23 protein-coding genes are annotated in these 25,277 nt (G+C 70.4%); 15 read left to right on the top strand and 8 right to left on the bottom strand.

Going from position 1 to position 25,277, the window contains the following annotated elements:
• Positions 1-38: 38 nt before the first annotated feature.
• Together ABWV53_RS20230 and ABWV53_RS20225 are read right to left on the bottom strand one after the other, a co-directional pair.
• Positions 39-890, bottom strand: coding sequence for a ZIP family metal transporter (locus ABWV53_RS20230; RefSeq protein WP_353367938.1), 852 nt, complete (start codon positions 888-890; stop codon positions 39-41).
• A gap of 125 nt (positions 891-1,015) precedes the next feature.
• Positions 1,016-1,924, bottom strand: coding sequence for a dienelactone hydrolase family protein (locus ABWV53_RS20225; protein WP_353367937.1), 909 nt, complete (start codon positions 1,922-1,924; stop codon positions 1,016-1,018).
• A gap of 204 nt (positions 1,925-2,128) precedes the next feature.
• Here ABWV53_RS20225 and ABWV53_RS20220 point away from each other — a divergent pair, with 204 nt between their 5' ends.
• The 5 genes from ABWV53_RS20220 (at position 2,129) to ABWV53_RS20200 (ending at position 5,165) form a co-directional block, all read left to right on the top strand.
• Positions 2,129-2,704: a GbsR/MarR family transcriptional regulator gene (locus ABWV53_RS20220; RefSeq protein WP_353367936.1), complete on the top strand. Its 576-nt coding sequence runs from the start codon at positions 2,129-2,131 to the stop codon at positions 2,702-2,704.
• A 122-nt stretch (positions 2,705-2,826) separates the two neighbouring features.
• Positions 2,827-3,276: a thiol-disulfide oxidoreductase DCC family protein gene (locus ABWV53_RS20215; protein WP_353367935.1), complete on the top strand. Its 450-nt coding sequence runs from the start codon at positions 2,827-2,829 to the stop codon at positions 3,274-3,276.
• Positions 3,277-3,343: 67 nt separating this feature from the next.
• Positions 3,344-4,261 (top strand): NAD-dependent epimerase/dehydratase family protein, encoded by a 918-nt coding sequence (locus tag ABWV53_RS20210; RefSeq protein ID WP_353367948.1) that lies wholly within the window; start codon positions 3,344-3,346, stop codon positions 4,259-4,261.
• The gene (locus ABWV53_RS20205) at positions 4,258-4,692 is read left to right on the top strand and encodes a DoxX-like family protein (RefSeq protein ID WP_353367934.1); all 435 of its coding nucleotides are present in this window, start codon (positions 4,258-4,260) and stop codon (positions 4,690-4,692) included. The genes ABWV53_RS20210 and ABWV53_RS20205 overlap by 4 nt, the downstream gene beginning before the upstream one ends.
• Positions 4,689-5,165, top strand: coding sequence for a DUF2269 family protein (locus ABWV53_RS20200; protein WP_353367933.1), 477 nt, complete (start codon positions 4,689-4,691; stop codon positions 5,163-5,165). The genes ABWV53_RS20205 and ABWV53_RS20200 overlap by 4 nt, the downstream gene beginning before the upstream one ends.
• A gap of 54 nt (positions 5,166-5,219) precedes the next feature.
• Here ABWV53_RS20200 and ABWV53_RS20195 read toward each other — a convergent pair whose 3' ends face one another.
• Entirely contained in the window at positions 5,220-6,104 is an 885-nt protein-coding gene (locus tag ABWV53_RS20195) for an amino acid ABC transporter substrate-binding protein (RefSeq protein WP_353367932.1), read from the bottom strand.
• Positions 6,105-6,440: 336 nt separating this feature from the next.
• On the opposite strand from ABWV53_RS20195, the gene ABWV53_RS20190 reads away from it, so the two are divergent.
• Positions 6,441-7,664 carry a D-amino acid dehydrogenase gene (locus ABWV53_RS20190; RefSeq protein WP_353367931.1) on the top strand — a complete coding sequence of 408 codons (1,224 nt, stop codon included), beginning with the start codon at positions 6,441-6,443 and terminating at the stop codon, positions 7,662-7,664.
• 28 nt (positions 7,665-7,692) lie between these two features.
• On the opposite strand, the gene ABWV53_RS20185 is transcribed toward ABWV53_RS20190, so the two are convergent.
• The 3 genes from ABWV53_RS20185 to ABWV53_RS20175 all read right to left on the bottom strand — a co-directional run bounded on the left by ABWV53_RS20185 (position 7,693) and on the right by ABWV53_RS20175 (position 10,301).
• Positions 7,693-8,619: a LysR family transcriptional regulator gene (locus ABWV53_RS20185; RefSeq protein WP_353367930.1), complete on the bottom strand. Its 927-nt coding sequence runs from the start codon at positions 8,617-8,619 to the stop codon at positions 7,693-7,695.
• Positions 8,620-8,715: 96 nt separating this feature from the next.
• Positions 8,716-9,711 (bottom strand): Bug family tripartite tricarboxylate transporter substrate binding protein, encoded by a 996-nt coding sequence (locus ABWV53_RS20180; RefSeq protein ID WP_353367929.1) that lies wholly within the window; start codon positions 9,709-9,711, stop codon positions 8,716-8,718.
• 44 nt (positions 9,712-9,755) lie between these two features.
• Positions 9,756-10,301 (bottom strand): carboxymuconolactone decarboxylase family protein, encoded by a 546-nt coding sequence (locus tag ABWV53_RS20175; RefSeq protein WP_353367928.1) that lies wholly within the window; start codon positions 10,299-10,301, stop codon positions 9,756-9,758.
• Positions 10,302-10,430: 129 nt separating this feature from the next.
• On the opposite strand from ABWV53_RS20175, the gene ABWV53_RS20170 reads away from it, so the two are divergent.
• A complete protein-coding gene (locus tag ABWV53_RS20170) occupies positions 10,431-11,384 on the top strand; it encodes a LysR family transcriptional regulator (RefSeq protein WP_353367927.1) in 954 nt (317 codons plus the stop codon).
• Here the strand turns inward: ABWV53_RS20170 and yghU are convergent.
• On the bottom strand, positions 11,381-12,256 hold the full coding sequence (gene yghU / locus ABWV53_RS20165; protein WP_353367926.1) for a glutathione-dependent disulfide-bond oxidoreductase: 876 nt from the start codon (positions 12,254-12,256) through the stop codon (positions 11,381-11,383). The two genes, ABWV53_RS20170 and yghU, sit on opposite strands and share 4 nt — an antisense overlap.
• 95 nt (positions 12,257-12,351) lie before the next feature.
• Positions 12,352-15,144 (bottom strand): DNA polymerase I, encoded by a 2,793-nt coding sequence (gene polA, locus ABWV53_RS20160; RefSeq protein WP_353367925.1) that lies wholly within the window; start codon positions 15,142-15,144, stop codon positions 12,352-12,354.
• Positions 15,145-15,240: 96 nt separating this feature from the next.
• On the opposite strand from polA, the gene ABWV53_RS20155 reads away from it, so the two are divergent.
• The 8 genes from ABWV53_RS20155 to ABWV53_RS20120 all read left to right on the top strand — a co-directional run bounded on the left by ABWV53_RS20155 (position 15,241) and on the right by ABWV53_RS20120 (position 25,265).
• Entirely contained in the window at positions 15,241-15,612 is a 372-nt protein-coding gene (locus ABWV53_RS20155; protein ID WP_353367924.1) for a hypothetical protein, read from the top strand.
• A 95-nt stretch (positions 15,613-15,707) separates the two neighbouring features.
• On the top strand, positions 15,708-16,658 hold the full coding sequence (locus ABWV53_RS20150; protein ID WP_353367923.1) for a homoserine kinase: 951 nt from the start codon (positions 15,708-15,710) through the stop codon (positions 16,656-16,658).
• 112 nt (positions 16,659-16,770) lie between these two features.
• Positions 16,771-17,637, top strand: a complete 867-nt coding sequence (locus ABWV53_RS20145; RefSeq protein ID WP_353367922.1) for a BPSS1780 family membrane protein — start codon at positions 16,771-16,773, stop codon at positions 17,635-17,637.
• Between the two features lie 229 nt (positions 17,638-17,866).
• Positions 17,867-19,810 (top strand): PhoX family protein, encoded by a 1,944-nt coding sequence (locus ABWV53_RS20140; RefSeq protein WP_353367921.1) that lies wholly within the window; start codon positions 17,867-17,869, stop codon positions 19,808-19,810.
• A gap of 497 nt (positions 19,811-20,307) precedes the next feature.
• On the top strand, positions 20,308-21,516 hold the full coding sequence (locus ABWV53_RS20135; RefSeq protein WP_353367920.1) for an imelysin family protein: 1,209 nt from the start codon (positions 20,308-20,310) through the stop codon (positions 21,514-21,516).
• 17 nt (positions 21,517-21,533) lie between these two features.
• On the top strand, positions 21,534-23,000 hold the full coding sequence (locus tag ABWV53_RS20130; protein WP_353367919.1) for a di-heme oxidoreductase family protein: 1,467 nt from the start codon (positions 21,534-21,536) through the stop codon (positions 22,998-23,000).
• Positions 22,997-24,106 (top strand): imelysin family protein, encoded by a 1,110-nt coding sequence (locus ABWV53_RS20125; RefSeq protein WP_353367918.1) that lies wholly within the window; start codon positions 22,997-22,999, stop codon positions 24,104-24,106. The genes ABWV53_RS20130 and ABWV53_RS20125 overlap by 4 nt, the downstream gene beginning before the upstream one ends.
• Positions 24,090-25,265 carry a DUF1513 domain-containing protein gene (locus ABWV53_RS20120; protein ID WP_502903946.1) on the top strand — a complete coding sequence of 392 codons (1,176 nt, stop codon included), beginning with the start codon at positions 24,090-24,092 and terminating at the stop codon, positions 25,263-25,265. Before ABWV53_RS20125 ends, ABWV53_RS20120 begins: the two co-directional genes overlap by 17 nt.
• Positions 25,266-25,277 lie beyond the last annotated feature (12 nt).

Genomic DNA, 25,277 nt, shown 5'->3' with positions numbered 1-25,277 from the left:
GTTTTTCATAGCAAACCAGGCACTGGAGCGAACGCCCGTCAGTGAGCGTGCGCCAGTCCGCTCACCAGCGTGACCACCGTCATGCCCGCCACCAGCCAGGCGATCTGCGCGAGCGTGCCGCCGGCGGTCAGCCGCTTTTGCAGCTGCGGGATCAGGTCGGCCAGCGCGACGTAGACGAAGCTGCTGGAGGCGATGACCAGGAAGTACGGCAGCAGCGACTCGAGCTGGCCCACCAGGAAGTAGCCCACCAGGCCGCCCAGGGCGGTGACGGCGCCGGCCAGCGACACCTTCACCAGCGCCGCGCGCCGGTTGGCGCTGTTCTGGCGCATGACGACCAGGTCGCCGATGTGGTGCGGCACCTCGTGCGCCAGTACCGCCAGCGCGGCGACGATGCCGAGCTTGATGTCGGCCATGAAGGCCGACGCGATCAGGATGCCGTCGCCGAAGCAGTGCACGCTGTCGCCCGTCAGCAGCGCCCAGCCGCCGCCGTGGGAGCCATGGCCGTGCGCGTGGGAGTGGGCATGCCCGTGGTCATGGTCATGGTCATGGTCATGGTGGTGCGCGTGGCCGCCATGCGGGGCCGGGGCCGGCGCCGGGTGGCCATGCTCGTGCCCGTGGTGCCACAGCTCGGCCTTGTCCAGCAGGAAGAAGAACACCAGCCCGACCAGCAGGGTGGCGAACAGGTCGTGCGCGCCGGCCTGGCTCTCGAAGGCCTCGGGCAGCAGGTGCATGAAGGCCGTGGCCAGCAGCGCCCCGGCCGCCAGGCTCAGCAGATGCTGCGGGCGGACCCGGCTGCTGGTACCCAGCCCCGCCCGCATGAGCCATGCGGCCACCCACACGCTGCCAATGCCCGCGGCCAGCGTGGCCAGGATGATTGCTATCAATGTCATAGCTGCTTGCGCTTTCAGTATGGGCCCTGGGGGCCTTTTTCGTATCCAAACCTCGTGCCCGTCCGCACGCAAAAAAAGCCCCGAAGGGCTTGGTGGGCCAGCAGGCGGTCGGCCGCTGCGGCGCGCTACGCCACCCCGTGGGCCTTGAACCAGGCCAGCGCCCGCGTCCAGCCGTCCTGCGCCGCCTCCTTGCGGAAGCTCGGGCGGTAGTCCGCGTGAAAGGCGTGCGGCGCCTCGCGGTAGACCACGAATTCCGACGCCTTCGCCGCCGCCGATCCGCTTTGCAGTGCGTTCTGCATCTTAGCAATCGTGTCAACAGGTATTCCACTGTCCTGGCCGCCATACAGCCCCAGCACCGGTGCCTTGAGGATGGGCGCCACGTCCACCGGGTGCTTGGGCGTCATGTCGCTCGCCTGCCCCACCAGCCGGCCGTACCAAGCCACGCCCGCCTTGACGGGGCCGTGCGCCGCGTAGAGCCAAGTGATGCGCCCGCCCCAGCAGAAGCCGGTGATGCCGACCTTCTTCAGGTTGCCGCCATGGCGGCCGGCCCAGGCGACGGTGGCATCCAGGTCGGCCATCACCTGCGCGTCGGGCACCTTGGACACCAGCTCGCTCTGCAGCTTCGCGATCTCGGTGTACTTGGACGGGTCACCCTGGCGGGCGTAGAGCTCGGGGGCGACGGCCAGGTAGCCCGCCTTGGCGAGGCGCCGGCACACGTCGGCGATGTATTCGTGCACACCGAAGATTTCCTGGATCACCAGCACCACCGGCAAGCCGGTCTTGCCGGCAGGCGCTGCGTGGTAGGCGGGCACCTTGAAGCCATTCACCTCGATCTCCACCCGCCCGGCGGTCAGTCCGTCGGCAGACGTCTGGATGGCCGTCTGCGCCATCACCGGCATGGCCGCCGCCGCATAACCCACGCCGAAGCCTGCCCCCAGCGCCACGCGCAGCGCCGTGCGCCGGCTGGCACCGGCCTCGGTGGACCGGCCGGGCAAAAGCGCGTCGAAGTCCTGCTTGAAATCGTCTTGCTGCATGGGAAGCTCCTGAGGGTGTGTGTTGCGACCGGCGTGGCGGGAATGCACGCGCAGTGCCGCCGCAAACGGGCGTGCGGCCCGCAGTCTAGGGCCAGAAAACGGCCACCGGCATGCCGGGCGCTGCCGCTGGCGCGTCGTTCGCGGGCTTCCCGCAGATCGAAATTTCTTTATTGACAGAAATTACGAAAACAATAGACTGCCAGCATGCAACTCACCGACATCGCCCGCCGTTTCGTCGTCCACTGGGGAGAGATGGGCACCGCCTGGGGCGTGAACCGCACCGTGGCGCAGATCCATGCCCTGCTCTTCTTCCACGGCCGGCCGCTGCATGCCGAAGAAATCTGCGAGACGCTGGTGGTGGCCCGCTCCAACGTGAGCAACAGCCTCAAGGAGCTGGTCAACTGGAACCTGGTGCGCGTCACGCATGTGCTGGGCGACCGGCGCGACTACTTCGAGACCTCGGCCGACGTGTGGGAGCTGTTTCGCACCGTCGTGCGCGAGCGCAAGCAGCGCGAGTTCGAGCCCACGGTGCGCATGCTGCGCGAGCTGTCGGAGCGGCCCGATCTGGCCGACGAAACGCCCGACGCCCAGGACCGCGTGCGCGAAACGCTGCGGCTGATGGAGTCGCTGGGCGTGTGGGCCGACGAGATGCTGCGGCTCAGCCCGTCCACGCTCGACAAGGTGCTGCGGCTGGGCGCCAGCGTGCAGAAGTTCGTGCGCGGCGACGACGCCGTGGTGGCCAAGGCCCCGCCACCCGCGCGCGGCCCGGTGGAGAAATGAAGGCGCCGCTCCGTTCAGGTAACGCATCGGCCTTTTTTTGCCCATTTATTTCAGTTTTTGCAGAAATCAAGAAAAGCTTTCGTCCTACACGCCGGTCACTGACCGCTCAAAAAGGTGCCCCCATGACCCCCACCGCCGACCCGCTCTATCCGCTCACGCTCTACTACGACTCCCGCTGCCCCCTCTGCACGGCGGAGATGCAGAACCTGATGCGGCGCGACCACGCCGGGCTGCTGCGCTTCGCCGACATCTGGGCGGCCGACTTCGCCGGCCCGCCTGGCAGCGCCACCTTTGGCGACCTGCTCGCGCTGATCCATGCGCGCGGTGCCGACGGCCGCGTGCTGCGCGGGGTGGAGGTGTTCCGCCGGGCCTACGAAGCCGTCGGGCTGGGCTGGGTCACCGCCTTCACCCGCTGGCCGGTGCTGGGCCCGCTCGCCGACCGGGCCTACCCCGTGCTGGCGCGCAACCGCTACCGGCTGCCGCGCTGGCTGGTCGCACCGCTCTTCGAGCGGGCCAGCCAGCGCGCCGCAGCCCGCCGCTGCGACGCGAACGGCCGCTGCGACCTGCCCTGAACGGCGCACTCCCGCCACTCGACGCTTCCTGAATCAGCCCCCCTCCCTAGAAAGGCCGTCCACCATGCTGCAGATTCTTCTCACCGGCGCCACCGGCTTCATCGGCCGGCGGGTCGCCGCCCGCCTGCGGGCCGACGGCCACCGCGTCGTCGAGGCCGTGTCCCCCCGGCACGGCGCGCCCGGCCCCGATCAGCGCGTGGTGGACTTCGCCCGCGACCTGGCGCCCGGCGCGTGGCTGCCCCGGCTGGAGGGCATCGACGCGGTGGTGAACGCCGTGGGCGTGCTGCGGGGCAGCCCGCGCCAGCCCGTCGCCGCGCTGCACCGCGACGCGCCCATCGCCCTGTTTGACGCCTGCGCCCAGGCCGGCGTGCGGCGGGTGGTGCAGGTCTCGGCGCTGGGCGTGGCCCAGGGCGACACGCAGTACGCCAGCACCAAGCGGGCGGCCGACCAGCACCTGCTGGGGCTGGCCGGCCGCACCCCGGCGGCGGGCGGCACGGCCCTGTCGGCCTGCGTGGTGCGGCCGAGCGTGGTGTTCGGCCGGGGCGGGGCCAGCAGCGCGCTCTTCATGAACCTGGCGAAGCTGCCGGTGCTGGTGCTGCCCCAGCCGGTGCTGACCGCCCAGGTGCAGCCGGTGGCCGTGCAGGACCTGGCCGATGCCGTGGCCGCGCTGCTGGGCCCGGCGATGGACCGCCAGGGCGTGGTGGAATGCGCGGGCCCGCAGGCCCTGCCCATGGCCGGCCTGATCGCCAGCCTGCGGGCCCAGTGCGGGCACGGCCCCGCGCGCGTGCTGCCGCTGCCGGGCCCGCTGACCCGGCTGAGCGCCCGCCTGGGCGACCTGGTGCCGGCATCGCCCTGGTGCAGCGAAAGCCTGGCGCTGCTGGGCACCGACAACACCGCCGACGCGGCCACGCTGCAGGCCCTGCTGGGGCGCCCCACAGTGCCGTATCGCGACCTGGTCGCGCGTGACTGGAGCCGCTCGTCATGAACACCCCGGCCATCGTCGCTGATACCGGTGCCGGTGCCGGCCAGCCGGCCCGCATCGACCCCACGGCGCGCCGCTGGCTGCTAGCCAGCCTGGTGGCCGTGTGGCTGGGCACCGCGGCCGTCAGCGCCGCCGGCCTGCACGCGCAGGGCCGCGATCTGCTGCTGGCCGCGGGCCTGCAGAGCGATTTCTGGATCGCGGCGCTGATCCTGGGCGGCGCCGCGGCCGACGTGGCCGTGGGCCTGTGGCTCTGGTGGCGGCCGGGACGCCCGGCCTATGCCACCGCGCTGGCGCTGATGGGCGCGATGACGGTGCTGGCCACGCTGCTGCTGCCCGCGCTGTGGCTGGACCCGCTGGGCCGCCTGCTCAAGAACCTGCCCATCGCCGCCACCCTGTGCGTGCTGTGGCGCGCCGACGGGGAGCACACGTCATGAATACTTATCTGGTGCTGAAGTGGGTGCACATTCTCTCCAGCGTGCTGCTGGTGGGCACGGGCTTCGGCTCGGCCTTCTACCTGTTCTTCGCCAACCGCAGCGGCAGCGTGGCGGCGCAGGCGGTGGTGGCGCGGCTGGTGGTGCGGGCCGACACCTGGTTCACCACGCCGGCGGGCATCGTGCAGCCGATCACCGGCATGGTGCTGGCGGGCATGGCGGGCTGGCCGCTGTCCACGCCCTGGCTGGCCGCATCGCTCGGCCTGTACGTGCTGGCGGGCCTGTGCTGGCTGCCGGTGCTGTGGCTGCAGTGGCGCATGGCGGCGATGGCCGCGGACGCCGCGGCGCGCGGCAGCGGCCTGCCGGCCGACTACGCGCGGTATGCCCGCTGGTGGGAATGGCTGGGCTACCCGGCTTTCGTCGCCATGCTGACGATCTACTACCTGATGGTGGCCAAGCCGGCGCTGTGGAGATAGGGGTAAGAGGCGTGATAGGTGCGGGGCGGTCGTGGCCGCCCGCCCCGCCGCCGGTCACACTGCCGGCTTGTCGCTCTGCGCCGTGAGGTTGTCGCGCAGTTCCTTGGACATGGGCAAGCCCAGGGACTGGTTCTTGGGCGCGATGGGCGAGAGGAACCACTTGTTGTAGAGCTTCTCGAACTCGCCCGACTTCATCATGCCGCCGATCACGCCGTTGACCAGCGCCTGGAACTGCGGGTCGTCCTTGCGCAGCATGCAGGCGTAGGGCTCGACCTGCAGCGAATCGCCCACCACGTCCCAGTCGCCGGGCTTGTTGGCGTTGGCCTTCAGGCCGAAGAGCAGGATGTCGTCCATGGCGAAGGCTGCGGCGCGGCCCGATTCCACCAGCAACATGGAGTCGTTGTGGTCCTTGCCCAGCACCAGGTCCATGTCGAGGTTGTTGTCGCGGTTGTACTTGCGGATGACCTGCGCGTTGGTGGTGCCGGTGGTGCTGGCCACCGTCTTCTTGGCCAGGTCCGCGTAGTTCTTGATGCCGTCGGCCTTCTTCACCAGCAGGCGCGTGCCGGTGTAGAAGTAGTTGATGGCGAACTGCACGTCCTTGCCGCGGGCGGTGTTGTTGGTGGTGGAGCCGCATTCCAGGTCCACCGTGCCGTTGGTGATGAGCGGAATGCGGTTCTGCGAGGTGACGGCCTGCAGCTCGACCTTGATGTCGTTGCGGCCCAGCTGCTTCTTGACAGCGTCCACCACGGCGTTGGAGATGTCCACCGAGAAGCCGATCGGCTGGCCCGCGCCGGCCAAGTAGCTGAACGGCACGGACGACTCACGGTACGCCAGCGTGATCTTGCCGCTGTCGGCGATCTTCTTGAGGGTGTCGGCGCTGGCCGCGGTGCAGGCCAGCACGCCGCAGGCGAGGGCGGCGAGGGACAGGGAAAACTTCATGACGACTCCTAGTTGAGGCAGGTTGAAAGAGCAGGATGCACCGAGCGGCAAGGTCGCACTCTAGGAAGGCTCTGCGCGCTTGAACAATGCATTCGATGCTGCAGGGCATACCGAAAAGTTATGCCAGCATTTACCCGTAGCGGCCATGCAAGCAAGCGGCGGGCCCGCCCGCGCATCGCGGCCGCATCCGCCACGCGGCCGGCCGTGTGTGCGCCTCGGGGCGGGGCGACGCCACCCATAACCTGGCGGAATGCCCTCCCCGGCAATCGGCATTGTTCGCGCTACGCGGTGGCCTCTACAGTCTGGAAGAGACCGATTCAGGAGAGCGAGACAGCCATGCGGGTGTGTGTTTTGGGAGCCGGCATCGTGGGCCTGGCCACGGCCTATGAATTGCAGCAGCGCGGCATCGACGTGACCGTGCTGGACCAGTCGCGGCCCGGGGCCGGAGCCAGCGGCGGCAACGGCGGCCAGCTGAGCTACAGCTACGTGCAGCCGCTGGCCGACTCGGGCATCTGGGCGCAGCTGCCCTCGCTGCTGCTCTCGCCCCGCTCCCCGCTCAAGCTGCGCCCGCAGTGGGATGCGCAGCAGTGGCGCTGGGCGGTGGGCTTTTTGCGGGCCTGCAACGGCGCCACCTCGCGCAGCACCACGGCGGCGCTGCTGGAGCTGGCGGCGCGCAGCCGTGCGGGCTTCGAGGCCATGCTGGCGGCCGAGGCCATCGACTGCGACCTGTCGCGCACCGGCAAGCTGGTGATCTACCGCACGCCGGCGGCCTTCGCCGGGGCGCAGCGCCAGATGGAGCTGCAGCGCGGCTGGGGCAGCGTGCAGGAGGCCGTGTCCGCGCAGCGCTGCGTGGAACTGGAGCCTGCGCTGGACCATTACGCGGGGCATATCGCCGGCGCCATCCACACCCCGAGCGAGTGCGCCGCCGACTGCCAGAAGGTGTGCGACGGGCTGCATGCGCTGCTGGCCGCACGCGGCGTGCGCTTCGTGTTCGGCACGCCGGCGCGGGGCTGGGCGCGGTCGGGTGGGCGCATCCAAGCCGCACGCACCGCGCAAGGCGACGTCGAGGCCGACGCATTCGTGCTGGCGCTGGGCAGCGGCAGCCCGGCCCTGGCACGCGGGCTGGGCCTGCGCCTGCCGGTGTATCCGCTCAAGGGCTACAGCATCACGATCGACGCGCCCCCCGCCAGCGCCTGGGCGCCCCGCGTGAGCGTGACGCACGCGGCCGGCAAGGTGGTGTTCGCGCGGCTGGGCGACCGCCTGCGCGTGGCCGGCATGGCCGAGCTGGTGGGGCACGACGCCCGCATTCCCGCCGAGCGCATCGACAGCCTGCGCGCCAGCGTGAAGGAGGTGTTCGGCCACGCGGCCGCCGCCGACGAGGCGCGGCCCTGGACGGGCATGCGCCCGGCCACGCCCACCGGCCTGCCGATCTACGGCCGCCGGCCGGGCGGGCCGCGCAATCTGTGGGTCAACACCGGGCACGGCGCGCTGGGCTTCACGCTCGCCTTTGGCACGGCGGGCTCGGTCGCCACGGAGATCGCTTCGTCAGCGCACGGCTGAACCCCGTCAGAGCGGCCGGGGCCGCGCTTCAAACCGGTTCGGCGAGGCCGCAGTCCGCCAGCGTCTGCCGCACCGCCTCCTGCATGCAGCGGGCCATGGCGTCGGCCAGCAGCGACGCCGGCCGGTTGGCCAGGCGCAGCAGGGTCACCGGCACCGGCAGGCGCGGCGCCAGCTCCAGCACGTCGACCCGGGCGCGGTCGGCCGAGGCCGCCGTGCACGCATCGACCAGCGCCACCCCCAGGCCGTGGTGCGCGAGGGCCAGCGCGGCGTGATAGGTCTGCACGGTGAAGGCGGCCTGCAGGACGACGTCCGCCTCGCGGCAGGCCAGGTTCACCATCGCGCCCAGCGGGTCGTTCGCGCCCAGGCGCACGACGGGTGTCTGCACCAGATCGGCGAGATGCAGGGCGCCCGCCCGCACCAGGGTGGACGGCAGCATGCCCCGGGGTGCCACGCAGACCATGCGGCCTTCGCCCAGCACCTGCTGCGCCAGCGCGGGGTGCGAGGGCGCGACGAAGGAAAAACCGAGATCGGCCTCCTGCAGCACCAGCGCCGAGACGATCTGCGGCGAGTGCAGGCCGTCGATGGTGACCTCTACGTCCGGATGCAGCGCGCGGAAGGCCTTGAGCGCGCGCGGCATCACCTCGTAGCTCAGCGCCAGCACGCTCAGCACGTGCAGGTGCCCTTCGCGCTGCTGGCCGCGCAGGCCGGCGGCCAGCCGCTGCACCTCGTCGAGCTGGTGGAACAGCCGCTCGATGTGCGGGTAGAGCGTCTGCGCCTCGCGGGTGGCCACCAGCCGGCCCTTGTGGCGGTGAAAGAGCGCGAAGCCCAGCTGCAGTTCGGCATGCGCCAGAATGCGGCTCACGGCCGGCTGCGTCACGTTGATGAGCCGGGCGGCGGCGCTGACGCTGCCCGTGAGCATGACGGCGTTGAAGACTTCGATGTGGCGCAGGCGCATGGGGGCGCGGAGACGCGTCTTGGGAACGCCTCTCCGCCAAGGGTGGCGGGATGATCCGGCGATGGTAAGCGCCCGGCCGGCAGCCCCCCCGTGCGCTCAGTCCAGCTGGATGTTCAGGCTCTTGATGAGCGCTTCCATCCGCTTGGCCTCGGACTTGATGAGGCGGTCGAACTGCTCGGGCGTGCCGGCCACGACCTCGGAGCCGATGTCCTGCCACTTGGCCTTGAAGGCCGGGTCGGCGAAGAGGGCGTTCAGCTCGGCATTCAGGCGCAGGGTGATGGCATGGGGCGTGCCCGCGGCCACCGAGATGCCGTGCCAGGCGTAGTAGTCGAAGCCGGGGTAGCCCGACTCGCTGATCGAAGGCACGTCGGGCAGCAGCGGCGAGCGTGCCTGGGTGGTCACCGCCAGCGGCCGCAGCTTGCCCGACTTGATGTGCGGCAGCGAGCTGCCCAGGATGTCGAACATGCTGGTGATCTGCCCGCCCATCAGATCGACCAGCGCGGGGCCGGCGCCCTTGTAGGGCACGTGCGAGATGTCGACCTTGGCCTGCGCCTTGAACAGCTCGCCGCCCAGATGCTGCGGCGAGCCGTTGCTGGCGGAGCCGAACGTGGCGCGATGGGCGGGGTCCCGGGCGAACGCGACATACTCCTGGACGCTGCGGATCGGGCTGCTCGCCGCCACCTCCAGCACCAGCGGAAAGCGCGAGATCTGCATCACCGGCGCCAGATCCTTGAGCGGATCGAAGCCCAGCCTGGCATAGAGGAACTGGTTGGCCGCCAGGTTGCCGCTGGCCGCCAGCAGCAGCGTGTAGCCGTCGGGCTTGCCCTTGGCCACCTGCCCCGTGCCGATGTTGCCGCCGGCGCCCGCCTTGTTCTCCACGATGACCGGCACCTTCAGGCGCTGCGACAGCGGCGTGGCGATCAGCCGGGCCATCAGGTCGGTCGGCCCACCGGGCGGATACGGCACCACGAAGGTGATGGCGCGGCTGGGCCAGGCATCGGGCTGCTGGGCGTGCGCGGCGGTGGGCAATCCGAGAGCCAGGGTGGCCGCCATGGCGGCTGCGGCGGCCAGGAAGGCGCGGGTGGTGGTCATGGTGCTTGTCTCCGTTGTGATGTGTGTGGCGAGTGCGCTGCGCGTCAAGGCGCGCCGGCGGCGGATGCGTGGGCGTCCGCGGTGTGGATCTGCAGCGCCTCCAGGAAGCGCGAGACCATGTTGTAGGCGGCCACGGTGGCGGTGATCTCCACCACCTGCTGCGCCGGATGCAGCGCCGCGACGGCGGCGAACACGGCGTCCGGCACCTGCACCTGGCGCGTCATGGCGTCGGTGTAGGCCAGCACGGCGCGCTGCTCGTCGGTGAAAAGCGGTGACGCCTGCCAGGCGGCCAGCGCGTCCAGCTGCGCCTGGGTGATGCCTTCGCGCAGCGCGATGGGCGCATGCTGGTCGGCCTCGTAAGGCGCGTTGTTCAGCAGCGCCACGCGCATGATGATGAGCTCGCGCAGCGCGCCGGACAGCGAACTCTGGTGGCGCACAGCCGTCAGGTACTTGAGCCAGCCTTCGGCGAACGGCGGGCTGTGCAGCAGCATCTGGTAGAGGTGCAGCACGCTGCCGCGCTCGGCGGCGATGCGGTCTGCCAGCGGCCGCACGGCGTCGCTGGCGCAGTCGGCATAGGGAATACGGGCCACGGGTTCACTCCTGCTCGATACGCCGCTGCCATCGGGACGTTGGCATGGGCGGCGGTTCGTGGAGTCATCCTAGGCGGCTGCGATATATTTTTGAAATTCTTTGCATCTATCGATTTATCAGGCCAGGGAATGAATATCTCACCCAAGCAACTGCGCATGTTCCTGGCGCTGTCGGAGTCACTGAACTTCAGCAAGACGGCCGAGAAGCTCTTCATCACCCAGCCGGCGCTCAGCAAGGCCATCCAGGATCTGGAGGCCGAACTGGGCCTGTCGCTCTTCGAGCGCACCACGCGCAGCGTGCGGCTGACGCCGGGCGGCGCGCGCATGGCGGTGCTGGCGCGCTCGGTGGTGGGCGAGCTCGATGCCGGCCTGCAGCGCATGCAGTCATCGGCCGAGCGCGAGGCGCAGCAGCTGGCCGTCGCCGCCTGGCCGTCGCTGGCCTACGCCGTGCTGCCCGAGGTGTGCGCCGCGCTGGAGCGGCAGTTCCGCGCGCCCCAACTCGCGGTGCACGACTGCGCCAACAGCGCCTGCATCCAGCGCCTGCTGGACCACCAGGCCGATTTCGCGCTGGCCTCGGTCGCGCCATCGCACCCCGACCTGCGCTACGAAGAGCTGCTGCGCGACCGCTTCGTGCTGCTGGCCGCCGGCAAATGGCGCGCGCAGGTGGGCACGCGCCTGCGGCTGGAGGACCTGCTCGCCCTGCCGCTCATCACGCTGACCGACGCCAGCACCGCCATGCGCTACATGAGCGCGGCCTTTTTGCAGCGCGGCATCGACTACCGCCCGCGCATGCAGGTGGACCAGGCGACCACGGTGGCGGGCCTGGTGAAGAAGGAAGTGGGGGTGGCAGTGTTGCCCTACCTTGGAGTGCTGCCCATCCTGGCCGGCATGCGCGGCGTGCAGGTCTCGCAGATCACCGACGGCCCGCTGCGCTCGGTGGGCATCGTCACGCGCCGGCTGGGCCAGCCCAGCGTCATCGCGTCTGCCGCCATGCAGGAGGCGGCGAGCGTCAGCCGGGCGCTGATGGCCCGGCATCCGGAATGGCTGCTGCCACCTTCGAGGCGGCGAATGAAAGCGGGCTAACCCGCCGCCAGCTTGTCCTGCGTGCGGGTGTCGAAATCGCCGGTGTCGTGCCGCTCGTGCAACTGGCTGGCCAGATCGCCCCGCACCCGGTTGACCATGCGGCCGCGCTGCACCGCTTTGCGCTGGCCCACCTGCTCGGCCCAGCGCAGCACATGCGTGTACTCCTGTACCTGCAGGAACTCGCCCGCGTCGTAGGCCTCGCCCTTCACCATCAGGCCGTACCAGGGCCAGATCGCCATGTCGGCCACGGTGTAGTCGTCGCCGGCCACATAGTCGGTCACGGCCAGGCGCTGGTTCAGCACGTCGAGCTGGCGCTTGGTCTCCATCGCATAGCGGTCGATGGCGTATTCGATCTTGACCGGCGCGTAGGCGTAGAAGTGGCCGAACCCGCCGCCCATGAAAGGCGCGCTGCCCATCTGCCAGAAGAGCCACGACAGGCACTCCGCCCGGGCCGCACCCTCCTTCGGCAGGAAGGCGCCGAACTTCTCGGCCAGGTACATCAGGATGGCGCCGGACTCGAACACCCGCACAGGCTTGGCCGGGTCGGTACGGTCCTGCAGCGCAGGGATCTTGGAGTTGGGGTTGATGGAGACGAAGCCGCTGCCGAACTGGTCCCCGTCGCCGATGCGGATCAGCCATGCGTCGTATTCCGCCCCGGCATGGCCCAGCGCCAGCAGCTCCTCGAGCATGATCGTCACCTTCACGCCGTTGGGCGTGCCCATCGAATAGAGCTGCAGCGGGTGGCGGCCCACCGGCAGCTCCTTGTCGTGGGTGGCGCCGGCCACGGGCCGGTTGATGCTGGCGAACTGGCCGCCGTTTTCCTTGTTCCAGTGCCAGATGGCGGGTGGGGTGTAGGCAGGGGTGTCGGACATGCGGGGCTCCACGCAGGGGGTCGAAGGCTGGCGGGGCGCCAGCCGGTGCCGCACGAGTCTATCGATTCAGGCCCGGGCGTGCAGCGCACGGCCCATCAGTGCGCCTTCTCCCAGTTCGGCCCCACGCCCACTTCGGCCAGCAGCGGCACCTTGAGCTGGGCCACCTCGGCCATGATGCGCGGCACTTCGGTGCGCACCCAGTCCTCTTCCGAAGCCGGCAGCTCGAACACCAGTTCGTCGTGCACCTGCATGATCATCAGCACCTCGGGCTTCTTCTCGTCCAGTACGCGCTGCACTTCCACCATGGCCATCTTGATGAGGTCGGCGGCCGTGCCCTGCATGGGCGCGTTGATGGCCGCGCGCTCGGCGCCGCTGCGGCGCGGGCCGTTGGGGGAGTTGATCTCGGGCAGATAGAGGCGCCGGCCGAACACGGTTTCGACGTAGCCCTGGGTCTTGGCCTGGGCCTTGGTTTCGTCCATGTACTGCTTCACGCCGGGGTAGCGCAGGAAGTAGCGGTCGATGTAGGCGGCGGCGGACTTCGTCTCGATGCCCAGGTTCTTGGCCAGGCCGAAGCTGCTCATGCCGTAGATCAGGCCGAAGTTGATGACCTTGGCGTAGCGGCGCTGCTGGCTGCTCACCTGGTCCACCTCCACGCCGAACACTTCGGCGGCCGTGGCGCGGTGCACGTCCAGGCCTTCGGTGAAGGCGTGCAGCAGCGATTCGTCGCCCGACAGGTGGGCCATGATGCGCAGCTCGATCTGGCTGTAGTCGGCGCTGGCGATGAGCCGGCCCGGCGGCGCGACGAAGGCCTCGCGCACGCGGCGGCCCTCGGCCGTGCGGATGGGGATGTTCTGCAGGTTGGGCTCGTTGCTGGACAGGCGCCCCGTCACCGCCACGGCCTGGGCGTAGTGTGTGTGCACGCGGCCGGTGCGCGGGTTGGCCAGCTGGCTCAGCTTGTCGGTGTAGGTGCCCTTCAACTTGGAGAGGCTGCGGTGCTCCAGGATCTTGGCCGGCAGCGGGTAGTCCTCGGCCAGCTTTTCCAGCACTTCTTCGTCGGTGCTGCGCGCGCCGGTGGCGGTCTTCTTGACCACGGGCAGGCCCAGCTTGTCGAAGAAGATTTCGCCCAGCTGCTTGGGTGAGCCCAGGTTGAACGGCTGGCCGGCGATGTCATAGGCCTCCTGCTCCAGCTGCAGGATGCGCTGGCCCAGCTCGTGGCTCTGGCCGGCCAGGGTGGCGGCGTCGATCAGCACGCCGTTGCGCTCGATGCGAAAGAGGGTCTCGCTGCTGGCCAGCTCCAGCGCGTAGATGCCGCTCAGTTTTTCGTCGCCCTGCAGCAGCGGCCACAGCACGCGGTGCACGTCCAGCGTCTGGTCGGAGTCTTCGCACGAATAGGCTGCCGCCTTGTCCACCGCCACCTGCGCGAAGGGGATCTGGTGCGCGCCCTTGCCGCACAGGTCTTCGTAGCTGATGCCGGTGCGACCCAGGTGGCGCTCGGCCAGGCTGGCCAGGCCGTGGGGCTTGTGCACTTCCAGCACGTAGCTCTGCAGCATGGTGTCGTGGGCATAGCCGCGCACGTCGATACCGTGGTTGGCGAACACGTGGCGGTCGTACTTGACATGCTGGCCCAGCTTCGGGCGATTGGCGTCTTCCAGCCAGGGCTTGAGGCGCGCCAGCACGTCGTCGATGGGCAGTTGCTCGGGCGCGTCGGGGCCTTCGTGGCGCAGGGGGATATAGGCGGCGGCGCCCGGCTCCACGCTGAAGCTCAGACCGACGATCTCGGCGCGCAGTTCGTCGAGCGAGGTGGTTTCGGTGTCCACCGCCACCAGGTCGGCCGCCTGGATCCTGGCGAACCAGGCGTCGAAGGCGTCCCAGGTCAGCACGGTGTCGTAGGCCAGCTCGCGGCCCTGGGCGGCTTCGGCGACGAAGGTCGGGCCGGGCGAGGCGAACAGGTCGCCCGTGCCGCCCGCCGCACCCGGCAGGGTGGCCGCGGCGTTGGCCGGGGCGCCCGCCTCCAGCGCGCGCGCCAGGCCCTTGAAGCCGAATTTCTCGTAGAAATCGCGCAGTGCGCCCGTCTCCTCTGCGCCTACAGCTATCGAATCGATAGCAGGCAGGCCTTCCACGTGGCCCGCCAGGTCGCAGTCGGTCTTGATCGTCACCAGCTCACGGCCCTTGGGCAGCCATTCCAGCGCGCCGCGAAGGTTCTGGCCGGCCACGCCCTTGATCTCGTCGGCCCGGGCGATCAGCGCGTCGAGCGAGCCATATTCGTTCAGCCACTTGGCCGCCGTCTTGGGGCCCACCTTGGGCACGCCGGGCACGTTGTCCACCGCGTCGCCCACCAGGGTCTGGTAGTCCACCATCAGCGAGGGCGGTACGCCGAACTCGGCCGTCACGCCGGCCACGTCGCGGCGCTTGCCGTTCATGGTGTCGATGATGGTGATGCGTTCGTTGACCAGCTGCGACAGGTCCTTGTCGCCGCTGGAGACGATGACGTCGATGCCCTGGCGCGCCGCGCAGGCGGCCAGCGTGCCGATCACGTCGTCGGCCTCCACGCCCGGCACGCACACCACAGGCCAGCCCAGCAGGCGCACCACCTCGTGGATGGGCTCGATCTGCGCGCGCAGGTCGTCGGGCATGGGCGCCCGGTGCGCCTTGTAGTCGGGGTAGAGCGTGTCGCGGAAGGTCGGGCCGCTGGCGTCGAACACGCAGGCGGCGTAGGCGCTGGGCACGTCGCGCCGCAGCACCTGCAGCATGTTGATCATGCCGCGGATGGCGCCGGTGGCGGGGCTGGTGGGGTCGCCGGGCACCGCGCGCAGATCGGGCATGGCGTGGAAGGCGCGGTAGAGATAGCTGGAGCCGTCCACCAGCACCAGGGTCTTGGGTTTGCTCATGGCCGGATTGTGCCCGCCGCCGGAGGGCGCCGCTGCCCGGGTGGGAATACCGGCCGGGCGCGCGCGTGAGTGGGCGCACACCCTACAATCCGCCCCATGCGCGCTGCCCACACCCTCCTCTTGCTGGCCCTGGCTTCGGCCCCGGCCCTGGTCCTGGCCCAGAACACCGAAGCCCCCGCCGCCAACCCTGCCGCCGGCACCGTGCAGCGCGACGTGACGAGCGACCGCGACCAGTCCGGCAACCGCCACAACCAGCGCGTGGAGCGCATCGTCGTCGAGGACGCAGGCAGCCGCGTGGACGAGCTGCGCGTGGGCGGCCAGACCAAAAGCATCACGGTGCAGCCCAAGACCGGCTCCATGCCCGAATACGAAGTGCAGCCCGCCGACGGCGTGCGCGCCCGCCCCGGCAGCCGCAACGGCGCCGAGACGATGACCGCGCCGCGCGTCTGGAACCTCGGCCGGTTCTGACCGCCGCATCCAGCGCCCGCGCCTTGGCGCCCCTGCACTCCGCTGGCGGCAGCGCCACCCGCCCCGTAGCCCTTTCTCTTTCGTTGTCCTGACCGATGGCCGTTTTCACCGAAGTCTCCCTCCCCGAGGCGAGCGAGCTGCTGCAGCGCCTGCAGCTAGGCACCCTGACCGCGCTGCGCGGCATCCAGGGCGGCATCGAGAACACCAACTACTTCGCCACCACCGACCAGGGCGAATACGTGCTGACGCTGTTCGAGCGGCTCTCGGCCGAGCAGCTGCCGTTCTACCTGCACCTGATGAAGCACCTGGCGCATGCCGGCATCCCGGTGCCCGACCCGCAGGCCGACTCGGACGGCGACATCCTGCACCGCGTGGCGGGTAAGCCGGCCGCCGTGGTCAACAAGCTGCGCGGCCAGAGCCAGCTGCAGCCCCAGGCGGCCCACTGCGCGGCGCTGGGCACCATGCTGGCGCGCATGCACCTGGCCAGCCGGGGGTTCGATCGCAGCCAGCCCAACCTGCGCGGCCTGCCGTGGTGGAACGAGACCGTGCCCGTGGTGCTGCCCTACCTGGACGCGGCGCAGTCCGCCCTGCTGCGGGCCGAGCTGGCCTACCAGAACCATGTGGCGGCCTCGTCCGCCTACGCCGCGCTGCCGCGCGGGCCGGTGCATGCCGACCTGTTCCGCGACAACGCCATGTTCGAGGGCGAGGAGCTGACCGGCTTCTTCGACTTCTACTTCGCCGGCGTGGACACGTTCCTCTTCGACCTGGCGGTGTGCCTGAACGACTGGTGCATCGAGCTGGCGAGCGGCGCCCACGACGCGGCCCGGGCCGCCGCGCTGCTGGACGCCTACCAGGCCGTGCGCCCCCTGACCGGCGAGGAGCGCGCCTTGCTGCCCGCCATGCTGCGCGCCGGGGCGCTGCGGTTCTGGATCTCCCGCCTGTGGGACTTTTACCTGCCGCGCGAGGCCGCCCTGCTGACCCCGCACGACCCCACGCATTTCGAGCGCGTGCTGCGCCAGCGCGTGGCGCATCCCCTACACGCCTGACGGCCGCAAGGGCTTGGCCCACCCCGCGCATCGGCGCGTCGGGTAAATTCAACGCACGCGCGCTCCGGGACGTCCGCTCCCGCGCCGTGCGCACGCACTCCACACACACTGCATGAAACTCCACATCGTTCCCGCACGCACGGGCCTGGAATGGGTTCGCCTCGGCATCCGCGTGTTCTGGCGCCAGCCCATGGCGCTGGCGGCGCTGTTCTTCCTCACGATGACCGCCATGTCGCTGGCGTCGCTGCTGCCGCTGGTCGGGCCGGCCGTGGCGCTGGCGCTGCTGCCGTCGGCGACGCTGGCGATGATGGTGGCCGCCGCCGAGGCGACGCAGGGGCGCTTTCCCACCCCGGCGCTGCTGCTGGTGGCCTTTCGCACCGGCCAGCACCGGCTGCGCGCCATGCTGGCGCTGGGCGCGCTCTACGCGGTGGGCTTTCTGGCGGTGATGGGCATCTCGGCGCTGGTGGACGACGGCCAGTTCGCCCGCGTGTACCTGGGCGGCGCGCCCCTGACTCGCGAAGTGGCCCAGGCGGGCGATTTCCAGGCCGCCATGTGGCTGTCGCTGACGCTCTACGTGCCGCTCTCGCTGCTGTTCTGGCATGCACCCGGGCTGGTCCACTGGCACGGCGTGCCGCCGGTCAAGGCCCTCTTCTTCAGCATCGTCGCCTGCCTGCGCAATTTCGGCGCGTTCACGGTGTATGGCCTGGCCTGGACGGGCGTTTTCCTCGGCGCGGGCATCGTCGTCAGCGTGGTCGTCACGCTGCTGGCCGTCTTCGGCCTGGGCACGGGCATCGCCGGCGGCATCATGGTGGGCACCGCGCTGATGCTGGCCGCCATGTTCTTCAGCTCGGTGGTGTTCACCTTCCGCGACTGCTTCGAGCCGCCCGAGAAGTGGACCGCGCACACGGCGGCCGAAACGCCACCCGCCGCGTCGCCCGACGCCGGCGACAGCAACAGCAGCGGACCACCCGCGCCCTGACGCGGCCGGGCAACGGCCACCGGCGCACCGGGCGCATCGGGCGCCGGCGCGCCGCCTCCAAGACCGTCATTTTTCCGTCATCGATCCGTCAATGCGGTGTCACGGCCGGTGCCTAGCATCCGGTCGGTGATCGCGGCCTTGCGGCTCCGGTCACCTCTTGCTCGCCTGCGCCGCGGCCTCGACTGGCCGTGCAGCGGCAGGCTGCGCCCTTCACCCGCCGGAAATAACGATGTCCAACACCCCGATGCCCACCCGCCGCAAGGCCCTCCAATTCCTCGCTGGCATGCCCATGCTGCCGCTGGGCGCCAGCGCTTCCGTGTCGTTCCTGACCGCCTGCGGCGGCGGCAGCGACAGCGCCACGTTCAAGTCGGCCAGCTTCAGCTCGATGGCGGCCCCCAGCCTGGCCAACCCCGCCGCCATGGCCACCACCTCGGTCGGCTCCACGATGAGCGTGAAGTTCAGCGACGACTCGGTGCAGAACTACCAGCTGGCCTATCAGCCCTTCTTCGTGACGGGCGACATGGTCGCGGATGGCAAGGGCGGCAAGATCCTGGCCGGCGGCTATGTGGACATCAACAACAAGCCCATCACCGACACCACCGTCGCCGGCAAGGAACGCCAGTTCTTCTCCGACTCGCCGGACGGCACCTCGCTGCTGACGGTACCCAATGCCAAGGTGGACGGCGTCAAGGGCAACCCCGTGTTCGCCGTGGTGCAGTTCGAATACACCACCTGGGCGCAGGACGGCAAGACCGACATGTACGGCAAGCTGCCCTCCCCCATCGCCGTGCTGTCGCTCGACCAGGACCCGGCCACCGGCAAGCTGTCGCTGGTCAAGTACCACAACGTGGATACGTCCAAGGTGCACGGCCTCTGGATCACCTGCGGCGCCAGCCTCTCGCCCTGGGGCACGCACCTGTCCAGCGAAGAGTACGAACCGGATGCCTTCACCGCCGCGTCGAACGCGCAGTTCAAGGCCTACAGCAAGAACCTGTACGGCAGCGAGACGGCCGCCAACCCCTACCACTACGGTCACATGCCCGAGGTGACGGTGAACGCCGACGGCACCGCGTCGATCAAGAAGCACTTCTGCATGGGCCGCATCTCGCACGAGCTGGTGCAGGTCATGCCCGACCAGCGCACCGCGCTGATGGGCGACGACGCCACCAACAGCGGCTACTTCGTGTTCGTGGCCGACAAGGAGAAGGACCTGTCCTCCGGCACGCTGTACGCGGCCAAGGTGGGCGCGGGCTTCTCCATCGACCCGGCCGCCACCACCGCCGCGCCGCTCACCTGGATCAAGCTGGGCTCGGCCACCAGCGCCGAAATCGAGCAGCTCGCCAACACGCTCAAGCCCACGGACATCATGACCGTGGCCACCGCCGACCCCAAGGACGCGACCTTCACCAAGATCGTCGCCAACGGCAAGACCGAGTGGATCAAGCTCAACCCCGGCATGGACAAGGCCGCCGCCTTCCTCGAAACCCACCGCTACGCCGCGCTGCGCGGCGCCAGCCTGGGCTTCACCAAGATGGAAGGCACCACCGTCAACGCCAAGGACAAGATCGCCTACTCCGCCCTGCAGAACATCCAGTCGTCCATGGTGGCCGGCAACGCGGCCAACGTGCCGGGCAACGGCATCTCGGTGCCCAAGCAGCTGGTGGCCGGTGCCGTGATGGCGCTGAACCTGCGCGGCGGCCAGAAGGACACGAATGGCGCTGCCATCAACAGCGACTGGATGCCGGTGGACACCAAGGCCCTGCTGGCCGGCGAGGACATTTCCGCCGACGCGCTGGGCAACACCGCCAACCCGAACAACATCGCCAACCCCGACAACCTGAAGTTCTCGGAGAAGCTGCGCACCCTCTTCATCGGCGAGGACAGCAGCCAGCACGTGAACAACTTCCTCTGGGCGTACAACGTGGACACGAAGCAGCTGTCGCGCCTCATGTCGGTGCCCGCCGGCGGCGAATCCACCGGCCTGCACGCGGTGGACGAGATCAACGGCTTCACCTACATCATGAGCAATTTCCAGCACGCGGGTGACTGGGGCAGCATCCACGGCAAGGTCAAGGACCAGCTCGATCCGCTGATCCGCGCCAACTACAAGGACAAGTTCGGCTCGGCCGTGGGCTACCTCACGGGCACGCCCTCGCAGATGAAGCTGAACTGATCGCGCACCACCAGCGCGCATTGCCCCCGCTCCGGTGCCGAACCCGGGGCGGCGGGCTCGACACAAGCGAGGCCTTTGCCTCGCTTTTTGCATGGGCATTCGCATCGCCGCCGCCAGCATGCGGGTGGCGTCCGGCCGGTTCGGCATCCGCCTTTTTCATGGCAAAAATCGGCTCTGTCGCTTATAGATCAATCGCCTACAGCTATCAATACAATAGCAAACGGCGCTGTGATGCGAGCGTGGCGCACCCGCCATCTACGCCCATTCCGCCCAAGAATGCGCCGCGTCTCAAATGATAATAAATCGCATTCTTATAATGCCGAGCTGTCCAGCCGCAAGCCAGCTCCGGGCGCCCACCCCGGTCGTCGGCAAGCGCCCCGGCTGGCCTCCGGCGTGCCCCAGCCCGCTCCGCGGCCCGGCTGCACAGCGCTGCTTTCCGCGCCCCCTTCCGGCGGGCCACGCCCATCGTTCCACCCTGTCCTTTCCTGGAGATGCCCATGACCACCCCTTCGTTCAAGACCGCCACGCTGGCCGCACTGATGTTCACCGGCGCCCTGGGCACCCTGGGCGTGGCGCAGGCCCAGGGCACGGCCGCACCGGCGACCCAGGCGGCCCAGCCGGTCACCGCACAGGCCGTGGCGGCCCACTACGCGGTGCTGGTGCATGCCAACTACGAAGACACGCTGAACGCCGCCCGGCGCATGCAGGCCGCCGTGAAGGCGTTCACCGCCAAGCCCTCGGCCGAGACGCTTGCAGAAGCGCGCAAGACCTGGCTCGCCGCGCGCGAGTTCTACGGCCAGACCGAGGCCTTCCGCTTCTACGGCGGCCCCATCGACGACGACAAGGGCCCCGAAGGCCAGCTCAACGCCTGGCCGATGGACGAGTCGTACGTGGACAGCGTCGAGGGCAAGCCCGATTCGGGCCTCATCAACGACCGCAAGTTCGTCATCAACAAGAAGAACCTCATCGCGCAGAACGAGCGCGGCGGCGAAGAGAACATCGCCACTGGCTGGCATGCCATCGAGTTCTTCCTGTGGGGCCAGGACCTGTCGGACACCGGCCCCGGTGACCGCAATTTCGAGGACTTCGTGGACGGCAAGAAGCCCAATGCCGACCGTCGCCGCCAGTACCTGAACGTGGTGACCGACCTGCTGATCGACGACCTGACGTCGCTGGTCAAGGCCTGGGACCCGAAGGCGAAGAAAAACTACCGCGCGCAGTTCGTGCGCGGCGGCCAGGAGTCGCTGCGCAAGATGCTGGTGGGGCTGGGCTCGCTGTCGCGCGGCGAGCTGGCGGGCGAGCGGCTGGAGGTGGCGCTCAACAGCCAGGACCAGGAAGACGAGCATTCCTGCTTTTCCGACAACACCCACCGCGACGCGGTGACCAACGCCATGGGCATCCAGAACGTCTGGCTGGGCAGCTACCGGCGTGCCGACGGCAGCCAGGTGCAGGGTGCGTCCCTGCGCGCCTTGGTCGCCGCCAAGAACCCGCAGCTGGCCGAGAAGGTCACCGCGCAGATCGCCGCATCGGTGGCCGCCACCGAAGGAATCCAGGCGCCGTTCGACCGCGAGATCATCGGCGGCAACGATGCCCCAGGCCGCCAGCGCATCCAGAAGGCGGTGAACAGCCTCACGCAGCAGAGCAAGGATCTGGTGGAGGCCGCCAACGCCATCGGCATCACGCAGCTGACGCTGGTGCAGCCCTGAAGAAAGCCATGCCCCTGATGCGACGATCTCTGCGATGGACGGGCGCGCCGTGGCGTGGCCTCGCCGTGGCGGGCGCCGGCCTGGCCGCCGCCACCGGCCTCGTCGCCAGCGCCCCGCCCGACCCGCTGGGCGAGCGCACGGGCGGCGACACGACCGTGTTTGCCACCGGCCGCAATGCGTTCTCCTTTCCCGCCGCCAACCTGGAAGACCCGGAGCGCACGCGCTTCGTGATCGGCAATTCGTTCTTTCGCCGCAACTGGGTGGAAACCGGCGGCTCCACCACCGCGCGCGACGGGCTGGGCCCGCACTTCATCGCACGCTCCTGCGGCGGCTGCCACATCCAGGACGGCCGGGGCGAGCCGCCGGCCATCTTCAACCGCCTGGGCGAGACGCGCGACCCGCTGGTGTCGCTGCTGCTGCGCCTGTCGATTCCGGGCACCGACCCGCACGGCGGCCCCAACCCCGAGCCGGTGTATGGCGACCAGCTCAACACGGCCGCCGTGCACGGCGTCAAGCCCGAAGGCCAGGCCACGCTGCGCTACGACACCCTGCGCGGCCGCTTCGCCGACGGCACCCGCTACACCCTGCTGAAACCCACCTATGGCGTGCGCGACCTGGGCTACGGCCCGCTGCACGAGGGCACCATGATCGGCCCGCGCATCGCGCCCCAGATCATCGGCGTGGGCCTGCTGGAGGCCATCGACGAGGCCGACATCCTGGCCAACGCGGCCGACCAGGCCGCCGCGCCCGGCCCCATCAAGGGCATGCCCAACCGCGTGTGGGACGCGCCCTCGGGCCGCACCCTGCTGGGCCGCTTCGGCTGGAAGGCCAACGTGGCCACCATCGCCCACCAGACGGGCGGCGCCTTCGTGGGCGACATGGGCATCACCTCGCGCCACTTCCCCAGCGAATCGTGCACCACCACCCAGGCCGACTGCGCCGCCTCGCCCAGCGGCGTGAGCGCCGGCGCGCGCGGCCAGCACGGCGTGGAGATCGACGACAAGACCTTCGACGACGTGGTGTTCTACCAGGCGACGCTGGCGCCGCCGGCCCGGCGGGACGCCAGCGACGCGCAGGTGCTGCGCGGCCAGACCCTCTTCGCGCAGGCCCAGTGCGCCACCTGCCACCGGCCCAGCTACGTCACCAAGGAAGGCCCCTTCCCGCGCCTGACGAGCAAGGCGCTGTCGGGCCAGCGCATCTGGCCCTACACCGACATGCTGCTGCACGACATGGGCGAGGGCCTGGCCGACGGGCGCCCCGACTTCCTGGCGAGCGGCCGCCAGTGGCGCACGCCGCCGCTCTGGGGCATCGGCCTCATCAAGGACGTGAACGGCCACACCCGGCTGCTGCACGACGGCCGGGCGCGGGGCGTGCTGGAGGCCGTGCTGTGGCATGGCGGCGAGGCCGAGGAGGCCAGGCAGAACGTATTGAAGATGAACAAGGCCGACCGCGAAGCGCTGGTCCGGTTCGTGGAGTCGTTATGAGACATGCAGCCCTTGCATCACCCACCCGGCGCGCGTTGTTCGCGGCCGCCCTGGCGCTGGCCGCCGCGCTGCCGCCGGCCCATGCCCAGACGGGCTGGCGCGTGCAGGCCGTGCCGTTCTACGACACCACCCACGCCCTGCAGGGCCTGTATGCGCACCGGGGCGTGCCCCGGGCCACTGCCTTCGCCAGCGCGGCGCAGGCGCTGCCGGCGGCGCTGCGCGCCCTGTGCGCGGCGCCCCCCGCGCAGGCCGATGCGGCGTTGCAGGGCGCCCGCGCCGCCTGGGCCGACGCCATGCTGGCCTGGGAGGGCCTCTCGGGCGTGGCGATCGGCCCGGTGATCGCGCGGCGTGCGCAGCGGCAGATCGACTTCGCCCCCACCCGGCCCCACCTGATCGAGCGGGCCATCAAGACGCAGCCCCAGAGCGCCGCCGACTTCGAGCGCGTAGGCACGCCCGCCAAGGGCCTGCCGGCGCTGGAATGGCTGCTGTGGACGCAGCCCACCCTGCCCGGCACGCCGGCCTGCGGCTATGCCGTGCAGGCCGCGCTGGACGTGGAGCGCGAGGCCGTCGCGCTGCGCACCGCCTTCGATGCCGCCGCGCGCACCGACTGGGCGGCCGAGGACGAGCAGGAGCGGTCGACCCAGGCCATGGCGGAATTCATCAACCAGTGGGTCGGTGGCATCGAACGGCTGCGCTGGGCGCACATGGAAAAGCCCCTGCGCGCCGCGCAGGGCACGCGCGCGCCGGACTACCCGCGCGCCGCCAGCGGCCGCACCGCCGCCGCCTGGCAGGCCGAGTGGCAGGCCGTGCGCACCCTGGCCGTGTTGCCGGCTGAGGCCGCCACGCCCGCGCCGGGCCAGGCGCTGGTGCCGCTGGAAACCTACCTGCGCGGCCGGGGCCTGAATCCGCTGGCCGACCGCCTGCTGGCCGCCACCCGGTCGGTGGACGCGGCCTTCACTGCCCTGGACAAGGCGGGCAGCCAACCCCAGGCTGCTGCGGTGCAGCAGGTGGCCCGCGAGCTGGCCGCGCTCAAGCGCCTGGCCGAGGCCGAGATCGCGCCGGCGCTGGAAGTGAGCATCGGCTTTTCGGATGCGGATGGAGACTGACGTGATACCGCGCACCCTGCTTTCCGCCGGGCCCAGCCGCCGCCTCGCGCTGCAATGGCTGGGCCTGCTCGGCCTGCCCTGCAGCGCCGTGGCGCACGCGGCGCATGCAGGGCTGCAAGTGCGGCTGGCGGCGGCCTGGCAGCAGGCCGATGGTGGCTATCGCGTCGGCCTGCTCGGCGTGGACCGCGATCCCGCCGCCCCGGTGCAGGTGCTGCATGCGCTGGAAGTGCCCACCCGGGCGCACGGCGTGCACGTGCTGCCCGACGGCAGCATCGTGGCCACCGCGCGCCGGCCCGGGGACTGGCTGCTGCGCTGGCAACCGGGCGCCGCCGCGCCACCGCGCTGGCACTGGGTGGACGCCACCCGGTCGTTCAACGGCCACGTGATCGCATCGGCGGACGGCAGCGCGCTCTACACCACCGAAACCGACCTCGACACCGGCGCCAGCCTGGTGGTTCGCCGCGACGCAGGCAGCCTGGACACGGTGGCTGAATGGCCCACGCACGGCATCGACGCGCATGAACTGCTGTGGGTGCCCGCCGCCCATGGCGGCTTGCACGCCGGCCAGCTCGTCGTGGCCAATGGCGGCGTGCCCACCGCCCCGGAAACGGGCCGCGTGAAGCGCGACCTGCACACCATGGATTCGTCCCTGGTGCTGCTGGACGGCAGCACGGGCGCGCTGCGCGGCCAGTGGCGGCTGCCGGACGCGCGCCTGAGCCTGCGGCACCTGGCATGGGACGCCTCGGGGTCGATGCTCGGCATCGCGCTGCAGGCCGAGCACGACGATGCCGAGGCCCGCGCCCAGGCGCCCGTGCTGGCGCTGTTCGACGGCCAGCGGCTGCGGCTGGCACAGGCCGCGCAGCCCGGGCCGGCGGCCTTGCGCGGCTACGGCGGCAGCATCGCGGCGACGGCCGGTGGGTGGGCGGTGAGCTGTCCGCGTGCCGGCGGCATCGCCACCTTCTCGCGCCAGGGCGACTGGCGCGGCCTGGTCGATCTGCCGGAGGTGTGCGCGCTGGCGCCCGCGGGCGGCCAGCTCTGGGCGGCCGGGCTGGCGCATTCGCTGCAGGACGCGGCCGGCGCCGCGCCCAGGCCGCATGCGCATGCCAGCGCGCTGGCCGGCGCGCGCATGGACAACCACTGGACCGTCGCCCGCACGTGACGGCGGCAAGGC

Source organism: Acidovorax sp. FG27 (assembly GCF_040365715.1).
In the GTDB taxonomy this organism is placed as follows: domain Bacteria; phylum Pseudomonadota; class Gammaproteobacteria; order Burkholderiales; family Burkholderiaceae_C; genus Paracidovorax.
The sequence above is the reverse complement of the archived record's forward strand: the minus strand, read 5'-3'. Positions and strand labels throughout refer to the sequence as shown.

Bases quoted from the DNA above. Each gene is read 5' to 3' on its own strand.
- ABWV53_RS20150 (WP_353367923.1), top strand. From the start codon at position 15,708: ATGGCCGTTTTCACCGAAGTCTCCCTCCCCGAGGCGAGCGAGCTGCTG.
- polA (WP_353367925.1), bottom strand. From the start codon at position 15,144: ATGAGCAAACCCAAGACCCTGGTGCTGGTGGACGGCTCCAGCTATCTC.
- ABWV53_RS20220 (WP_353367936.1), top strand. From the start codon at position 2,129: ATGCAACTCACCGACATCGCCCGCCGTTTCGTCGTCCACTGGGGAGAG.
- ABWV53_RS20225 (WP_353367937.1), bottom strand. From the start codon at position 1,924: ATGCAGCAAGACGATTTCAAGCAGGACTTCGACGCGCTTTTGCCCGGC.
- ABWV53_RS20140 (WP_353367921.1), top strand. From the start codon at position 17,867: ATGTCCAACACCCCGATGCCCACCCGCCGCAAGGCCCTCCAATTCCTC.
- yghU (WP_353367926.1), bottom strand. From the start codon at position 12,256: ATGTCCGACACCCCTGCCTACACCCCACCCGCCATCTGGCACTGGAAC.
- ABWV53_RS20200 (WP_353367933.1), top strand. From the start codon at position 4,689: ATGAATACTTATCTGGTGCTGAAGTGGGTGCACATTCTCTCCAGCGTG.
- ABWV53_RS20125 (WP_353367918.1), top strand. From the start codon at position 22,997: ATGAGACATGCAGCCCTTGCATCACCCACCCGGCGCGCGTTGTTCGCG.
- ABWV53_RS20155 (WP_353367924.1), top strand. From the start codon at position 15,241: ATGCGCGCTGCCCACACCCTCCTCTTGCTGGCCCTGGCTTCGGCCCCG.
- ABWV53_RS20135 (WP_353367920.1), top strand. From the start codon at position 20,308: ATGACCACCCCTTCGTTCAAGACCGCCACGCTGGCCGCACTGATGTTC.
- ABWV53_RS20145 (WP_353367922.1), top strand. From the start codon at position 16,771: ATGAAACTCCACATCGTTCCCGCACGCACGGGCCTGGAATGGGTTCGC.
- ABWV53_RS20180 (WP_353367929.1), bottom strand. From the start codon at position 9,711: ATGACCACCACCCGCGCCTTCCTGGCCGCCGCAGCCGCCATGGCGGCC.
- ABWV53_RS20185 (WP_353367930.1), bottom strand. From the start codon at position 8,619: ATGCGCCTGCGCCACATCGAAGTCTTCAACGCCGTCATGCTCACGGGC.
- ABWV53_RS20195 (WP_353367932.1), bottom strand. From the start codon at position 6,104: ATGAAGTTTTCCCTGTCCCTCGCCGCCCTCGCCTGCGGCGTGCTGGCC.
- ABWV53_RS20205 (WP_353367934.1), top strand. From the start codon at position 4,258: ATGAACACCCCGGCCATCGTCGCTGATACCGGTGCCGGTGCCGGCCAG.
- ABWV53_RS20130 (WP_353367919.1), top strand. From the start codon at position 21,534: ATGCGACGATCTCTGCGATGGACGGGCGCGCCGTGGCGTGGCCTCGCC.
- ABWV53_RS20190 (WP_353367931.1), top strand. From the start codon at position 6,441: ATGCGGGTGTGTGTTTTGGGAGCCGGCATCGTGGGCCTGGCCACGGCC.
- ABWV53_RS20170 (WP_353367927.1), top strand. From the start codon at position 10,431: ATGAATATCTCACCCAAGCAACTGCGCATGTTCCTGGCGCTGTCGGAG.
- ABWV53_RS20215 (WP_353367935.1), top strand. From the start codon at position 2,827: ATGACCCCCACCGCCGACCCGCTCTATCCGCTCACGCTCTACTACGAC.
- ABWV53_RS20230 (WP_353367938.1), bottom strand. From the start codon at position 890: ATGACATTGATAGCAATCATCCTGGCCACGCTGGCCGCGGGCATTGGC.
- ABWV53_RS20120 (WP_502903946.1), top strand. From the start codon at position 24,090: ATGCGGATGGAGACTGACGTGATACCGCGCACCCTGCTTTCCGCCGGG.